Annotated in this window: 14 protein-coding genes; 4 read left to right on the forward strand and 10 right to left on the reverse strand. The window is 72.4% G+C overall.

All coding sequences use genetic code 11. From position 1 onward, the window contains the following. Positions 1–21: 21 nt before the first annotated feature. The 7 genes from pafA to arc form a co-directional block, all read right to left on the reverse strand. A complete protein-coding gene (pafA, locus tag ACQPZO_RS17500; protein WP_433342299.1) occupies positions 22–1380 on the reverse strand; it encodes a Pup--protein ligase in 1359 nt (452 codons plus the stop codon). A 231-nt stretch (positions 1381–1611) separates the two neighbouring features. After that, entirely contained in the window at positions 1612–2454 is an 843-nt protein-coding gene (prcA, locus tag ACQPZO_RS17505; RefSeq protein WP_433342302.1) for a proteasome subunit alpha, read from the reverse strand. A 58-nt stretch (positions 2455–2512) separates the two neighbouring features. After that, positions 2513–3352 (reverse strand): proteasome subunit beta, encoded by an 840-nt coding sequence (gene prcB, locus ACQPZO_RS17510; RefSeq protein WP_387018101.1) that lies wholly within the window; start codon positions 3350–3352, stop codon positions 2513–2515. Beyond that, positions 3271–3513 (reverse strand): endonuclease domain-containing protein, encoded by a 243-nt coding sequence (locus ACQPZO_RS17515; RefSeq protein WP_243639353.1) that lies wholly within the window; start codon positions 3511–3513, stop codon positions 3271–3273. Before ACQPZO_RS17515 ends, prcB begins: the two co-directional genes overlap by 82 nt. Before the next feature lie 144 nt (positions 3514–3657). Next, positions 3658–3873, reverse strand: coding sequence for a ubiquitin-like protein Pup (locus tag ACQPZO_RS17520; RefSeq protein ID WP_117667512.1), 216 nt, complete (start codon positions 3871–3873; stop codon positions 3658–3660). Between the two features lie 107 nt (positions 3874–3980). Beyond that, a complete protein-coding gene (gene dop / locus ACQPZO_RS17525) occupies positions 3981–5498 on the reverse strand; it encodes a depupylase/deamidase Dop (RefSeq protein ID WP_433342304.1) in 1518 nt (505 codons plus the stop codon). Between the two features lie 180 nt (positions 5499–5678). Next, positions 5679–7460: a proteasome ATPase gene (arc, locus tag ACQPZO_RS17530; RefSeq protein WP_405107685.1), complete on the reverse strand. Its 1782-nt coding sequence runs from the start codon at positions 7458–7460 to the stop codon at positions 5679–5681. Positions 7461–7637: 177 nt separating this feature from the next. Here arc and ACQPZO_RS17535 point away from each other — a divergent pair, with 177 nt between their 5' ends. After that, positions 7638–7934 (forward strand): ferredoxin, encoded by a 297-nt coding sequence (locus ACQPZO_RS17535; protein ID WP_433342306.1) that lies wholly within the window; start codon positions 7638–7640, stop codon positions 7932–7934. A 38-nt stretch (positions 7935–7972) separates the two neighbouring features. On the opposite strand, the gene ACQPZO_RS17540 is transcribed toward ACQPZO_RS17535, so the two are convergent. The 3 genes from ACQPZO_RS17540 to ACQPZO_RS17550 form a co-directional block, all read right to left on the reverse strand. Continuing rightward, positions 7973–8545, reverse strand: a complete 573-nt coding sequence (locus ACQPZO_RS17540; protein ID WP_405107680.1) for a hypothetical protein — start codon at positions 8543–8545, stop codon at positions 7973–7975. A gap of 159 nt (positions 8546–8704) precedes the next feature. Then, the gene (locus tag ACQPZO_RS17545) at positions 8705–9775 is read right to left on the reverse strand and encodes a tRNA (adenine-N1)-methyltransferase (RefSeq protein ID WP_433342308.1); all 1071 of its coding nucleotides are present in this window, start codon (positions 9773–9775) and stop codon (positions 8705–8707) included. Further along, positions 9772–10863 carry a site-2 protease family protein gene (locus ACQPZO_RS17550; RefSeq protein WP_433351048.1) on the reverse strand — a complete coding sequence of 364 codons (1092 nt, stop codon included), beginning with the start codon at positions 10861–10863 and terminating at the stop codon, positions 9772–9774. The genes ACQPZO_RS17545 and ACQPZO_RS17550 overlap by 4 nt, the downstream gene beginning before the upstream one ends. Before the next feature lie 154 nt (positions 10864–11017). On the opposite strand from ACQPZO_RS17550, the gene ACQPZO_RS17555 reads away from it, so the two are divergent. The 3 genes from ACQPZO_RS17555 to ACQPZO_RS17565 all read left to right on the forward strand — a co-directional run bounded on the left by ACQPZO_RS17555 (position 11018) and on the right by ACQPZO_RS17565 (position 13992). Next, positions 11018–11971, forward strand: coding sequence for a RecB family exonuclease (locus ACQPZO_RS17555; RefSeq protein ID WP_433342311.1), 954 nt, complete (start codon positions 11018–11020; stop codon positions 11969–11971). Positions 11972–12047: 76 nt separating this feature from the next. Continuing rightward, positions 12048–13244 (forward strand): sensor histidine kinase, encoded by a 1197-nt coding sequence (locus ACQPZO_RS17560; RefSeq protein ID WP_433342314.1) that lies wholly within the window; start codon positions 12048–12050, stop codon positions 13242–13244. Positions 13245–13305: 61 nt separating this feature from the next. Then, positions 13306–13992 (forward strand): response regulator, encoded by a 687-nt coding sequence (locus ACQPZO_RS17565; protein WP_433342315.1) that lies wholly within the window; start codon positions 13306–13308, stop codon positions 13990–13992. Positions 13993–14261 lie beyond the last annotated feature (269 nt).

A 14261-nucleotide genomic window follows, 5' to 3' on the forward strand; every position in this document is an offset into this window, starting at 1 on the left:
CGCGGACGGAAGCCCGGCCGGTCACATGCTGGCGATCAGGCGTTCCACCCGCTCGTCGTACGCCCGGAACGGGTCCTTGCACAGCACGGTGCGTTGCGCCTGGTCGTTGAGCTTCAGGTGCACCCAGTCGACGGTGAAGTCCCGCCGCTTCTCCTGCGCGTGCCGGATGAACTCGCCCCGCAGCCGGGCCCGGGTCGTCTGCGGAGGCGTCTCCTTGGCCTCGAAGATCTCCGGGTCCGTGGCCACCCGGTCCACCTCCCCGCGCCGCTCCAGCAGCCCGTACAGGCCCCGCCCGCGCCGCACGTCGTGGTACGCCAGGTCCATCTGCGCCACCCGGGGGTGCGACAGCGGCAGGTCGTGCTTGCGCTGGTACCGCTCGATCAGCCGCAGCTTCGACACCCAGTCGATCTCCCGGGACACCGGCTCCAGGTCACCGGTCTCCACCGCGCTGAGCACCCGGCCCCACAGCTCCACCACCCGCTTGGCCGTCTGGTCCCCGCCGCGTCGCTCCACGAACTCGGTCGCCTTCGCCAGGTATTCCTGCTGGATCTCCAGGGCGCTGACCTCCTTGCCGGAGGACAGCCGCACCTTGCGCCGGCCGGTGATGTCGTGCGACACCTCGCGGATCGCCCGGATGGGGTTCTCCAGCGTCAGGTCCCGCATCACCACCCCCGCCTCGATCATCCGCAGCACGATGTCCGCGGAGCCGACCTTCAGCAGCGTGGTGACCTCGTTCATGTTCGAGTCGCCGACGATGACGTGCAGCCGCCGGTAGCGCTCCGCGTCCGCGTGCGGCTCGTCGCGGGTGTTGATGATCGGCCGGCTCCGGGTGGTCGCCGACGACACGCCCTCCCAGATGTGCTCCGCGCGCTGGGACAGGCAGTACACCGCGCCGCGGGGCGTCTGCAGCACCTTGCCCGCGCCGCAGATCAGCTGCCGGGTGACCAGGAACGGGATCAGCACGTCCGCCAGCCGGCCGAACTCGCCGTGCCGGGAGACCAGGTAGTTCTCGTGGCAGCCGTAGGAGTTCCCGGCCGAGTCGGTGTTGTTCTTGAACAGGTAGATCTCGCCGGCGATGCCCTCGTCGTGCAGCCGCTTCTCCGCGTCGATGAGCAACCCCTCCAGGATCCGCTCCCCCGCCCGGTCGTGGGCCACCAGGTCCACCACCGAGTCGCACTCCGGGGTCGCGTACTCCGGGTGGGAGCCGACGTCCAGGTAGAGGCGGGCGCCGTTGCGCAGGAACACGTTGCTCGACCTGCCCCACGACACCACCCGACGGAACAGGTATCGCGCGACCTCGTCGGGGGACAGCCGCCGCTGCCCACGGTAGGTACAGGTGACGCCGTACTCGGTCTCGATGCCGAAGATTCGCCGCTCCATGATGTGACATTAGCCCTCTCAGGCCCCGAATGGGCAGGGCTGACCGCCCCGGAGCCCGACCGCCCGGCGGGTACGGCGCCGGCCCGCCCGCCATCCGCCGGGGCGGCGGTGGGCGGCCGGGTCCCCGCCGACACGTCCGGGCCGCTGGGGTGGTGTCCGGACACACGCGACCGGCCGCCCCCTGAGGGGACGACCGGTTGCGTGACGGTGCCGTCGGCCGGGACGGACGGGCTACGCCTCGGGCGTGTCGTCCGCCCGCTGACCCTCCAGGTCCGCCGAGCCGGCCGAGGTGGTCGGCTTCTTCGCCTCCTCGGTCGGCGTGGCCGGATGCTCCGGGCGCTCCTCGGTCGACGCCGAGTCGTTCGCCGCGTCGGCGTCCGCGTCCAGCAGGGTGGTCAGGGCCGCCCCGGTGATCCGCCGGAACGTCCGGCCCACCCGGCCCCGGTCCAGGACCGCCACCTCAAGCTGGTTGGCCGCGATCGTGCGGGCCGCACCGCCCTCGCCGCCGACGCTGCTCAGCGCCGCCAGGGCCAGCCGGACCGCCTCGCCGAGCGACATGTCCGGACGGTGCTTCGACTTGAGCGAACCGGAGATCGCGTCGGCCTGCCCGCCCATCGCCATCCGGCCCGGCTCGTCGTTGACCGACCCGTCGTAGGTCAGCCGGTAGAGCGCGTCGTCCTGCGGCGTCGCGCCCACCTCGGCCACGCAGATCTCCACCTCGAACGGCTTCGACTGCTCGGTGAAGATGGCGCCGAGGGTCTGCGCGTACGCGTTGGCCAGCGCCAGGCCGGTGACGTCGCGCCGGTCGTAGCTCAGGCCGTTGAGGTCGGCCATCCGGACCCCGGCACGGCGCAGGTTCTCGAACTCGTTGTAGCGGCCGACGGCGGCGAAGCCGATCCGGTCGTAGATCTCGCTGACCTTGTGCAGGGTGCTGGAGAGGTTCTCCGCGACGAAGAGCACCCCGCCGGAGTAGCTCAGCACGACCGCGCTGCGGCCCCTGGCGATGCCCTTGCGGGCCAGCTCGGAGCGGTCGCGCATGATCTGCTCGGGCGAGGCGTAGAACTGCATGGCCACGGCGGCGGTTCTCCTTCTGGGCGCTGTGCTGACGACTGCTGACTGGGCGGGGGCGGGCTCAGCCGCCCGGGTTCTCCATCCGGCCGGCGACCACGGCCTCGGCGACGGCGGCCGTCTCGGCGTCGGTGAGCCGGTGGGTGCCCTCCGCCGTCGCGGTCATCACCACCGGGTAGATCCGACGGGTCAGGTCCGGCCCGCCGGTCGCCGTGTCGTCGTCGGCCGCGTCGTAGAGCGCCTCGACCGCGAGCCGCGCCGCGTCGTCGATCGACAGGCCGGCGCGGAAGCGCTTCTTCAGCGCGGACCGGGCGAAGATCGAGCCGGAGCCGATCGCGTCGTAGCCGGTCTCCTCGTAGGGGCCACCGGTGACGTCGAAGCTGAAGATCCGGCCGGCCCGCGCCGGGTCGCTCGCGGCCAGGTCGAAGCCGGCGAACAACGGGATGACCGCGAGGCCCTGCATGGCCGCGCCCAGGTTGCCGCGGATCATGGAGGCAAGCCGGTTGGCCTTGCCGTCGAGCGAGAGCATCGCGCCCTCGATCTTCTCGTAGTGCTCAAGCTCCACCTGGAACAGTCGCATCAGCTCGATGCCGATGCCCGCGGTGCCCGCGATGCCGACCAGCGAGTAGGCGTCGGCCGGGTGCACCTTCTCGATGTCGCGCTGGGCGATCAGGTTGCCCATGGTGGCCCGGCGGTCGCCCGCCAGCACCACGCCGCCGGCGGCCGAGATGGCAACGATGGTGGTCGCGTGCGGCGCCAGGTCGGCGGCCATGCCCGGGGGCAGCGGCCGGCGGCCGGGCAGCATCTCGGGAGCGGCCCTGCTCAGGAATGTGGTGAAGGAGGACGTCCCCGCGTTGGTGAACACATCTGGTAGACGCCCGGATGGATCAAAGCCCGCTGCCACGTGGTTCCTCTCAGGTACGTGATCGCCCTGGCCAGCCTCGTGGGACTGTCACGGAACTGGCCAAGACCACCGTTGCAGTTGAAGCAGAGTATCCCGCGCGATGATCCCGCGCGATGATCGTGGTCCAGATGTTCCGTATCGGGATCGCCACGCAGGGGCACGGCCGCCGCCGGTCATCGACCACTCGCGTGGGCACCCGCGCGCGACGTGCCGACCGCTGCCAGGACGCCCGGCGCGCGGTCAGCTGTCGGCGCCCACGACCGTCGCGCGAGGTGAGCCACCCTCAGGCAAAGCGGACGTTACGCCTATTCTCCGCCTTTCTGGACGTAACCCCTCACGAATTCCTCGGCGTTCTCCTCCAGGACGGAGTCGATCTCGTCGAGCAGGTCGTCGACGTCCTCGGTGATCTCGGCGTGCCGCTCGGCGACCTCCGGGTTCGCCTCGGTGGTGACGTCCTCGATCTCCTCGCCCTGCCGGGCCTTGCCCGACTGCGACTGCCCGCCGCTGTCATGAGTGGCCATTGCCGCCTCCTCCACGATCGTCTCCGATGAACTTACCTCGCGGGAATGACGAAAAGCCCGTCGCGCGCCAGCTTCTCCAGCGTGCGACGGGCTTTTGTCCCGGCGGGTCAGCCGCCGGTCAACGTCTCCAGCAGGTCCTTGGCGCTGACGCACCGGTCGAACAGCGCGCCCACGTGCGCGCGGGTCCCCCGCTCCGGCTCCATCATCGGCACCCGCACCAGCGACTCCCGGCCCACGTCGAAGATGACCGAGTCCCAGCTCGCGGCCACCACCTCCGAGGCGTACTGCGCCAGGCAACGGCCCCGGAAGTAGGCCCGGGTGTCCTCCGGCGGCTCGGTCATCGCGGTACGGGTCTGCTCGTCGGTCAGCAGCGTCTTCATCGAGCCGCGCTGCACCAGCCGGTGGTAGAGCCCCTTCTCCGGCCGCACGTCGGAGTACTGCAGGTCGACCAGCTGGAGCTTGTGCGCGCCCCAGCCGAGCTTCTCCCGCTCCCGGTAGCCCTCCAGCAGCCGCAGCTTCGCCACCCAGTCCAGCTCGTCGGCGCACAGGAACGCGTCGCGGCCGAGCCGGTCCAACACGCTCTCCCACCGGTCCAGCACGTCGTTGGTCTGCGCGTCGGCGTCCGCGCCGTACCGGTCGTCCACGAAGGACCGCACCCGCTCGAAGTACGCCCACTGCACGTCCAGGGCGGTCAGCCGGCGCCCGTCGCGCAGCCGCATCCGGTGATTGAGCGACGGGTCGTGGCTGACCGCGCGCAGCTCCGAGACCGGGTCGGCGATGCCCAGGTCCGGCCCGAGCGCCTTCTCCTCGATCATGGTGAGGATCAGGGCCGTGGTGCCGACCTTCAGGTACGTGGAGATCTCCGACAGGTTCGCGTCGCCGATGATGACGTGCAGCCGGCGGTACTTGTCGGCGTCGGAGTGCGGCTCGTCCCGGGTGTTGATGATCGGCCGCTTGAGGGTGGTCTCCAGCCCGACCTCGACCTCGAAGAAGTCGGCGCGCTGGGAGATCTGGAAGCCACTGGCGCCGCCGTCCTGGCCGATGCCGACCCGGCCCGCACCGCAGACGATCTGCCGGGTGACGAAGAACGGCGTCAGGTACGCCACGATGTCGGAGAACGGCGTCTGCCGGCGCATCAGGTAGTTCTCGTGGGTGCCGTAACTGGCGCCCTTGTTGTCGGTGTTGTTCTTGTACAGGTGGATGGGCTGGGTGCCCGGGATGGTGGCCGCCCGGCGGGACGCCTCGGCCATCACCCGCTCCCCGGCCTTGTCCCACCGCACCACGTCCAGGGGGTTGGTCACCTCCGGTGTGGAGTACTCCGGGTGGGCGTGGTCGACGTAGAGCCGGGCACCGTTGGTGAGTATCACGTTGGCCAGTCCCAGGTCCTCGTCGGCGAGGGCCTCGGCGGGGTCGTACGCGGCACCGGAGTAGGTGAAGCCGCGGGCGTCGCGCAGCGGCGACTCCTCCTCGTAGTCCCAGCGCGCCCGGCCGCCCCGGTTGAGTTCGGGGCGTGCCCCGTAGGCGTTGACCACCTGGGACGAGGTGACCATCGGGTTGGCGCCTGCCTGGCCGGGCACGGAGATGCCGTACTCGACCTCGGTGCCCATGATCCGTCTTACGCTCATCGACCTACCCGCTTCACTCGCCGACCCGGTCCCCCGTCATGTCGAGCGTAGTCCGCGCCGCGCGGTGCGGGGGTGTGGCGGGCGGGCCGCGTCGGGTGTCGCCCGAGGACGGTCCCGGGCGGCGGGACGCGATGGGGCCCGCGACAGTGGTGTCGCGGGCCCCGCAGCGTGCTGGTCGGCCTACAGGTACTGACCGGTGTTGCTGGCGGTCTCGATCGCCCGGCCGGCCTCCGTGCCCTTGCCGCCGGAGACGAGCGTGCGGATGTAGACGATCCGCTCGCCCTTCTTGCCGGAGATCCGGGCCCAGTCGTCCGGGTTGGTGGTGTTGGGCAGGTCCTCGTTCTCCCGGAACTCGTCGACGCAGGCGTCGAGGAGGTGCTGCAGGCGCAGGCCCTTGCGACCGGAGCTGAGGAACTCCTTGATGGCCATCTTCTTGCCCCGGTCGACGATGTTCTGGATCATCGCGCCGGAGTTGAAGTCCTTGAAGTAGAGGACTTCCTTGTCACCGTTGGCGTAGGTCACCTCGAGGAAGCGGTTGTCCTCGGTCTCGGAGTACATCCGCAGCACGACCGCGTCGATCATCGCCGCGACGGTGGCCTGGGGGTCGCCGCCGTGCTCGGCCAGGTCGTCGCCGTGCAGCGGCAGCCCGACGAGGATGTACTTCGAGAAGATGTCCTTGGCCGCCTCGGCGTCCGGCCGCTCGATCTTGATCTTCACGTCGAGCCGGCCGGGGCGCAGGATGGCCGGGTCGATCATGTCCTCCCGGTTGGAGGCGCCGATGACGATGACGTTCTCCAGGCCCTCCACGCCGTCGATCTCGCTGAGCAGCTGGGGGACGATGGTGTTCTCCACGTCCGAGGAGACGCCGGAGCCACGGGTCCGGAAGATCGAGTCCATCTCGTCGAAGAACACGATCACCGGGGTGCCCTCGCCGGCCTTCTCCCGGGCGCGCTGGAAGATCAGCCGGATGTGCCGCTCGGTCTCGCCGACGTACTTGTTGAGCAGCTCCGGGCCCTTGATGTTGAGGAAGAAGCTGGTGTGCCTCTCCTTACCCAACCGCTCGGCGATCTTCTTGGCCAGGGAGTTCGCCACCGCCTTGGCGATGAGCGTCTTGCCGCAGCCTGGCGGCCCGTAGAGCAGGATCCCCTTGGGCGGGCGGAGCTGGTGCTCGCGGAACAGGTCGGCGTGCAGGAAGGGCAGCTCCACCGCGTCGCGGATCTGCTCGATCTGTGACTGGAGGCCGCCGATGTCGGTGTAGTCGACGTCGGGCACCTCCTCCAGGACCAGCTCCTCGACCTCGCTCTTCGGAATCCGCTCGTACGCGTACGCCGAGCGGGGCTCGATCATGAGCGAGTCACCGGCCCGGATCGGCGAACCGATCAGGGTGTCGGCGAGGTGCACGATCCGCTCCTCGTCGGAGTGGGACACCACCAGCGCCCGGTCACCCGGTGCGCCGTCGGGACCCGCGAGGATCTCCTTGAGCATCACCACCTCGCCGACCCGCTCGAAGCCGAACGCGTCGACGATGTTGAGCGCGTCGTTGAGCAGGACCTCCTGGCCACGCCGCAATTCCGCGACGTCCAGCGAGGGTGAGACGGCGACCCGGAGCTTGCGCCCCCCGGTGAACACGTCCACCGTGCCGTCCTCGTGTGCCGCCAGGAAGACACCGTAGCCACTCGGCGGTTGCGCGAGGCGGTCGATCTCCTCCTTGAGCGTCACGATCTGCGCCCGGGCCTCCTTGAGAGTGCCGACGAGCCGTTCGTTGTTCTCGGTCAGCCGCGCCAACTGTGCCTGGGTGGCCGCCAGCCGCTCTTCGAGCTGCCTGACGTGTCGGGGGCTTTCGGTCAACTTGCGCCGCACCAGAGCGAGTTCCTCTTGAAGGAACGCGACCTGCGTGGAGAGATCGTGGGCCTCCTTCTCCCACCGTGCGGCGCGCGAGTCCGCGTCGTCGCTGCGTGCCACGTCCCACCTCCCCGGGGGGCTTGAACGTTCTGCCCTAACACTAGCCGCTATGAGGCCGATTCGGTCCCACGCAACGCCCTCGTCACCGAACCTTGATCGCCAGGGTGGCCGCAGGGGCAGGTCCGGGCGTTCGGGTACCGTCGTGACGTGGGACGGGAGAACATGGGGGGTGCACCGATGGCCGAGGTCGCGACCGACACGTTGCAGGTCTGGGTGGATCAGGACCTCTGCACGGGTGACGGCCTGTGCGTGCAGTACGCGCCGGAGGTCTTCGAGTTCGACGTCGACGGCCTGGCGTACGTCAAGGGCCCCGACGGCGAGCTCCATCTGGCCCCGGCCAGCCGGGTGGACGTGCCCGCACACCTGCGCCTGGAAGTGATCGACTCGGCGAAGGAGTGCCCGGGCGAGTGCATCCATGTGGTGCGCGGCAGCGACGGCGTCGAGGTCGCCGGCCCGGAGGCCGAGGACGACTGACCGCGCCGGGCCGCCCCGACCGGGGCGGCCCGGGTCTTTCAGAGCACCGGACGGCCGACCACCGAGGCGACCAGCCGGGAGAACTCCTCCAACCGGGCGATCTGCCCCGCCCCGCCGTCGTCGAGGGTCTTGCCGAACCGCAGCGCGTCGTGCCTGGGCGCTCCGGCTGCCTCGTCGCCCGGCGGCGCCTCGTCCAGCGAGGTGAGCAGCAGGTAGACGTCGATGCTGTCGACCCGGATCCCGCCGTCGTCGGCCCGGGTGAGCCGCCGCCGGCAGCCCACCTCGGTGACGGTGGACACCGGCACCACCCGCAGCGACGAGGTCATCGCCCCGGGCGGCCCCTCGCCCGGCGGCACGTCCTCGCCGTGCCACAGCACGAGGCGGCTGCCGTCGCAGACCACCACCTCCTGCCACACCCCGTTGACCTCGTTGACGAAGCGTTCCAGGGTGAAGCCGAGCACGGACGCGCCGCGCAGCACCCCGCCGAGGGCCTCCAGGGCGACGTCCGGATCCCGCAGATAGGCCCGCGCCGCCGATTCCAGGTCGGTGTAGGGCGACCAGTCGGGGAAGACCGCCGGCACGTCCTGACCGCCGAAGCCGGGCTGACTCACGACGCCTCCCCCCGTTCGCCGCCGTCGCCGCACCGGCCCGCGCCGGGCCGGTGCGTCCGCTCGCCCATGCCGCCTCCCGCCGGCCGGGCCGGGCCGGCGGGTCGCGCCCCGCCCGGCCCGGTGGCCCGTCCGCTCACGCCCGACCGTTTCGCTGGCTGGTCACGGCGCGTCCCGCTCCTCCGTGGCCTCGGGACGCGCCTCGGCGGCCGAGGCCGCGGCGGCCTGTCGGGCCGCTTCGGCCTCCCGCAGCACCTGCCGCCGCTCGGCGTACGCCTCGGCGCCCTTGCTGGGTTTGCGCCGCCGAGGCGGGGCGGTCACCCCCGGGGCGAGCTTGCGGGCGGAGACCAGGAACGCGGTGTGCGCGATCATCCGGTGGTCGGGGCGCACGGCCAGGCCCTCGGCGTGCCAGTCGCGCACCAGCGACTCCCAGGCCCGCGGCTCGGTCCAGCCGCCGCGCTCGCGCAGCGCCTCCACCAGCTCGGACAACTGCGGGGTGGTGGCCACGTACCCGATGAACACGCCGCCGGGCAGCAACGCCCGCTCGACCATGTCGAGGGTCTCCCACGGCGTCAGCATGTCGAGGATGATCCGGTCGAAGCCGGTCTCGGGGCACCCGGCCACGTCGCCGACGTTCAGGCGCCACGCCGGGTGCGGGCCGTCGAAGAACGCCTCGACGTTGCGCCGGGCGATCTGGGCGAAGTCGTCGCGTACCTCGTAGGAATGCAGCTCGCCGGTGCTGCCGACGGCCCGCAGCAGCGAGCAGCTCAGCGCCCCGGAGCCGGCGCCGGCCTCCAGCACCTTCGCCCCGGGGAAGATGTCGCCCATGGCGACGATCTGCGCCGAGTCCTTCGGGTAGATCACCTGAGCACCGCGCGGCATGGACAACACGTAGTCCGACAGCAGCGGGCGCAGGGCGAGGAACGCGGTCCCGCCGCCGGAGGTGGTCACGACGCTGCCGTCGGGCAGCCCGATCAGGGTGTCGTGGTCCAGGATGCCCCGGTGGGTGTGGAACGCCTTGCCGTGCTCCAGGGTGACCGTGTGCATCCGCCCCTTCTGGTCGGTCAGCTGCACCCGGTCGCCGGGGCGGAACGGCCCCCTGCGATGGTTCCGGCTCGGTGCCTCTGACGCCGCGTCGCGACCTGGAGTCATCGGCACGGGCGGCGGCGCCGAGGGGTCGGCGGGCACCGGTGTGCCGGGGTCGGCCGGCAGGGCGGAGGGATGTGCGGTCACGTGTTCATCTTCCGTTTGGGTTCCAGGAGCTGCGCCAGATCCGCGATGTGCAGAACGCCGACGACATCTTCGCCTGCCGTCACGACGTACTGCGCGCCCGGGTGGGTCTGCACGACCTCCATCACCGCTTCGCCGTCCAGGCCGACCGGCAGGGTGGGCAGGGTGGCCAGGGAGCGGGACACCGTGTCGACGGCGATCCACGGCTGCCGCTCCGGCGGCACCGCGGCGGCGGCGACCGGGTCGAGCAGGGCCACCGGCCGGCCGGTGGCGTCGGTGACGACGAGGGCCGCGTCGGGCCGGGGGCCCTCGGCGCGGCGGCGCTGCGCCTCGGCCAGCGGGGTGCCGGTGGGCACCGGGAAGACCGGGCGGGCCAGCCGGCGCAGGTCGATCAGCGGGAACCGGCGGCTGATCCGGGCCAGCCGCACGGACTGCCCCGCGCCGCGCCACAGGGTGAACGCGACCAGCAGCATCAGCGGCAACGCCAGCGGCACCAGCAGCCGGTTCACCGCGAGGACGACGACCAGCACGGCGGTGCCGACGGCGACGGCCCGGCCGACCCAGCCGGCGACCTCGGTGCCGGTGTGCCGGTCCCGGGTCAGCGCCCACACGGCGGCGCGCAGCGCCCGCCCGCCGTCCAGCGGCAGCCCGGGCAGCAGGTTGAACACGGCGACGATGACGTTGCTCACCGCGAGCTGGAAGGCGAGCTGGTTGGCCAGGGTGCCGTCGGGCAGGGCCAGGGTGGCGGCCACGGCGGCGGCGCCGAGCGCCGCGGAGACCGCCGGGCCGGCCAGCGACACCAGCAGGTCCACCCGGGGACTGGGGGCGTCGCGGTCCATCTCGGTGTACCCGCCGAGCAGCTCCAGGGTGATCCCCCGCACACCGATGCCGTACCGGCGGGCGGTCAGGGCGTGGCCCAGCTCGTGCAGCAGCACCGAGCCGAGCAGTGACACGACGAATCCGAAGCCGATCAGGTAGCCGCCGAGCTGGGACAGGTCGAGCTGGCTGCGGGCGAACTCGGCGTACATGACGGTGACCAGCAGGGTCAGCAGCAGCATCGACCCGTTGAGGTGCAGCGGCACCCCGAACACCCGGCCGACGGTGAATCCGGCGGACCGCTGTGGCCGCCGCCGCGGCCGGGTCGTCTGCTGCTCCATCGCCCCGATGCTACGTACCCGCCGCCGACGCCCACCGCTCGGAGCGGCGGGGACGGGCATGTCGGACCGGTGGCCTAACCTTCCGGGCATGACGGCGGAACCGGTGATCGACCAGCAGCAGGCGCGGGCCACGGCGGGGATGCCGGCCACGACGGGGATGCCGGCCACGACGGAGGTGCCGGCCACGGTCCGGGCGTCGCTGTCGCCGTCGCGGGCGGCCGACTTCAAGACCTGCCCGCTGCTCTACCGGTTCCGCAGCATCGACCGGCTGCCCGAACGGCCCAGCGTGGAGCAGGCCCGGGGCACGCTGGTGCACGCGGTGCTGGAGCGGCTGTTCGACCTGCCGGCGGCCGCACGCACCCCGGAGGCGGCCGGCGATTTGGTGGGCCCGCAGTGGGACCGGCTGGTCACCGAGCAGCCGGAGCTGGCCGGCCTGTTCGACGCCGGCGACCCGGCCGGCACGGCCGAGTTCCTGCGCGCGGCGGCAGGGCTGCTGGAGGGCTACTTCGCGGTGGAGGACCCGCGCCGGCTGGAGCCGGCCGAGCGGGAGGCGCTGATCTCCGCGGTGGTCGACGACGAGCTGCTGATCCGGGGCTACCTCGACCGGCTGGACGTGGCCCCGGACGGGGCGCTGCGGGTGGTCGACTACAAGACCGGCGGTGCCCCCCGGGAGGCGTTCGAGGCCCGGGCGCTGTTCCAGCTCAAGTTCTACGCGCTGGTGCTGTGGCGCACCCGCGGCGTGGTGCCCCGGGTGCTGCGGCTGCTCTACCTCAAGGACGCCGAGGTCTGCGACTACGCCCCCGACGCCGACGAGTTGCTGCGCTTCGAGCGGACCGTGGTGGCGTTGTGGCAGGCGATCGAGGCGGCCACCGCCCGGCAGGACTTCCGGCCCCGCCCGAGCCGGCTCTGCGACTGGTGCAACCACCAGGCGCTGTGCCCGAGCTTCGGCGGCACCCCGCCGCCGTTCCCGGCCGCCGCCGGCAGCGCGAATCCGCTGGTCGACGCCCGGTCCCGGCCCGCACCGCCCGAGGCGGACGAGTGAGCCTCCTCCCTGAGGAGGAGACGGGGTTCACCGCCGGCGACGATCGATCGCGCGGGGCGGCGGCTAGCGTTCCGGTATGACCGGAGGGCCGAGGGCGTTGCTGCGCCGCCACCCGCTCGCCGCCGACGCGCTGTCCGCCGTCGCCGTGGTGCTGGTGGACGTCGTGTTCGTCCTGCTCTCCCCGCAGGAGTTCCAGCTCGGCCCGTTGCCCGTCGCGGTCGGCTGGAGTGTGCTGTGCGCCGCTCCGGTGGCGCTGCGCCGGGTCGCACCGTGGCTGGCGGTGGTCGCCGCCGTGGCCACCCTCGCCCTGCCGGCGCTGCTCGGGCTCGCCCCCACCACGCAGAGCCTCACCTTCGTGGTGCTCACCTACACGATGGCGGCGCACCGGCCGGTGCGGACCGCCGCGGCGGCCACAGTCGTGCTGTGGCTGCCGGTGGCGGCGGTCAACGTCCTCACCCCCGCCGACGACGCGGTGCTCGGGGCCGGCCCGGCGTACCTGGTGCTCAACAACCTGCTCACCGCCGTGGTGGCGTACGCGGTGGGGCGGGCGGTGCACGCCCGGCGCACCTCGACGGAGGCGCTGCGGGAGCGGGCCCGCTCCGCCGAGCAGAACCAGCAGTCCCTGGCCGAGCAGGCCGTCGCCGACGAGCGGCGCCGCATCGCCCGGGAACTGCACGACGTGGTGGCGCACCACGTGAGCGTGATGGGCGTGCTGGCCACCGGCGCCCGGCGGGTGCTGCGCCGGGACCCGGACGCCGCCGACGAGGCGATCGCCACGATCGAGGACACCAGCCGGGCGACCCTGCGGGAGATGCGCCGGCTGCTCGACGTGCTGCGCACCGACGCCGAACCGGCCGCCGACCTGGCCCCGCAGCCCGGCCTGGCCGGCATCGAGGCCCTGGTGGAGCAGGTGCGCGAGGCCGGACTGCCGGTGACGCTGCGCACCGAGGGCACCCCCGGGCCCCTGGAGGAGGGGGTGGCGCTGACCGTCTACCGGATCGTGCAGGAGGCGCTGACCAACGCGCTCAAGCATGCCGGGGACGCCACCGCAGTGGTCCGGCTGACCTTCGGCGCGGCGTTCCTGGCCGTCGAGGTGACCGACACCGGCCGAGGTCCGGGGCCGGCCCCGGACCGGATCGGGCACGGCATGGTGGGCATGCGGGAGCGGGTCGGCCTCTACGGTGGGACGCTGCGCACCGGGGCCCGCCCGGGCGGTGGCTACCGGGTGTACGCGAGGATTCCCGTGGAGCGGTTCGGGGCGGTGCCGGCGTGACCGGGGCCCGTGCCACGATCAGCGGGCCCACGACGGGCCCGGCGCGACGGGAGGACAGGCCATGAGTGACGGCGTGACGACGGCGCGGCCGGTGCGGATCCTGCTCGCCGACGACCAGCCGCTGCTGCGCACCGGCTTCCGGATGGTGCTGGGCACCGAGGACGACCTGGACATCGTTGCCGAGGCCGGCGACGGCCTGGAGGCGGTGGAGCTGTCCCGCCGGCTGCTGCCCGACGTGGTGCTGATGGACATCCGGATGCCCCGGATGGACGGGGTCGCCGCGACCCGGGCCATCGTCGACGCCCGGCTGCCGGTGCGGGTGCTGATCCTGACCACGTTCGACCTCGACGAGTACGTGGTGGGGGCGCTGCGCGCCGGGGCCAGCGGGTTCCTCGCCAAGGACGTGCCGGCGGAGGATCTGGTGACGGCGATCCGCACGGTCGCCGCCGGGGAGGCGGTGGTGGCGCCGCGGATCCTCAAGCGGCTGCTGGACCGCTTCGCGGACGTGCTGCCCGATCCGGCCGCCGCCCCGCCGAAGGCGCTCAACGCCCTCACCGAGCGCGAGCGGGAGGTCCTCGTGCAGGTGGCCCGGGGGCTGTCCAACGCGGAGATCGCCCGGGCCTTGTCGGTCAGCGAGACCACCATCAAGACGCACGTCGGCCACGTGCTGACCAAGCTGGGGCTACGCGACCGGGTGCAGGCCGTGGTGCTGGCGTACGAGTCGGGTCTGGTGCGCCCCCGGGCGTAGCCGTGGCGGCGCCGGGCCCGCCGGCACGCGTATCGAGGTGTTGCGATCATCACCTACCGTGACCGACGGTGAGCTGGCGGGGTTTGACCCTGAGTGGTGCCAGGTCCTGGCGTCCGAGTCCGGGGAACGCCGCCAACGTGGTCGGAAACGGTCAGGGTGAACCCTGAGTCCCCCTCCGGGCCGACCCGCAGCGGGAAATCCGCCACCGCTCCCCCCGGAGTCGGACGGATCGGCGGCACCGGTCGCCGAGGATGGTGACATGCCGCACC

Source organism: Micromonospora sp. CA-111912, assembly GCF_050948415.1.
Classification (GTDB): Bacteria; Actinomycetota; Actinomycetes; order Mycobacteriales; family Micromonosporaceae; genus Micromonospora.

What these genes read in the sequence shown, in the direction of transcription:
- pafA (WP_433342299.1), bottom strand. Translation starts at nt 1,380, where the DNA reads ATGGAGCGGCGAATCTTCGGCATCGAGACCGAGTACGGCGTCACCTGT.
- ACQPZO_RS17520 (WP_117667512.1), bottom strand. Translation starts at nt 3,873, where the DNA reads ATGGCCACTCATGACAGCGGCGGGCAGTCGCAGTCGGGCAAGGCCCGG.
- dop (WP_433342304.1), bottom strand. Translation starts at nt 5,498, where the DNA reads ATGAGCGTAAGACGGATCATGGGCACCGAGGTCGAGTACGGCATCTCC.
- ACQPZO_RS17535 (WP_433342306.1), top strand. Translation starts at nt 7,638, where the DNA reads ATGGCCGAGGTCGCGACCGACACGTTGCAGGTCTGGGTGGATCAGGAC.
- ACQPZO_RS17555 (WP_433342311.1), top strand. Translation starts at nt 11,018, where the DNA reads ATGACGGCGGAACCGGTGATCGACCAGCAGCAGGCGCGGGCCACGGCG.
- ACQPZO_RS17560 (WP_433342314.1), top strand. Translation starts at nt 12,048, where the DNA reads ATGACCGGAGGGCCGAGGGCGTTGCTGCGCCGCCACCCGCTCGCCGCC.
- ACQPZO_RS17565 (WP_433342315.1), top strand. Translation starts at nt 13,306, where the DNA reads ATGAGTGACGGCGTGACGACGGCGCGGCCGGTGCGGATCCTGCTCGCC.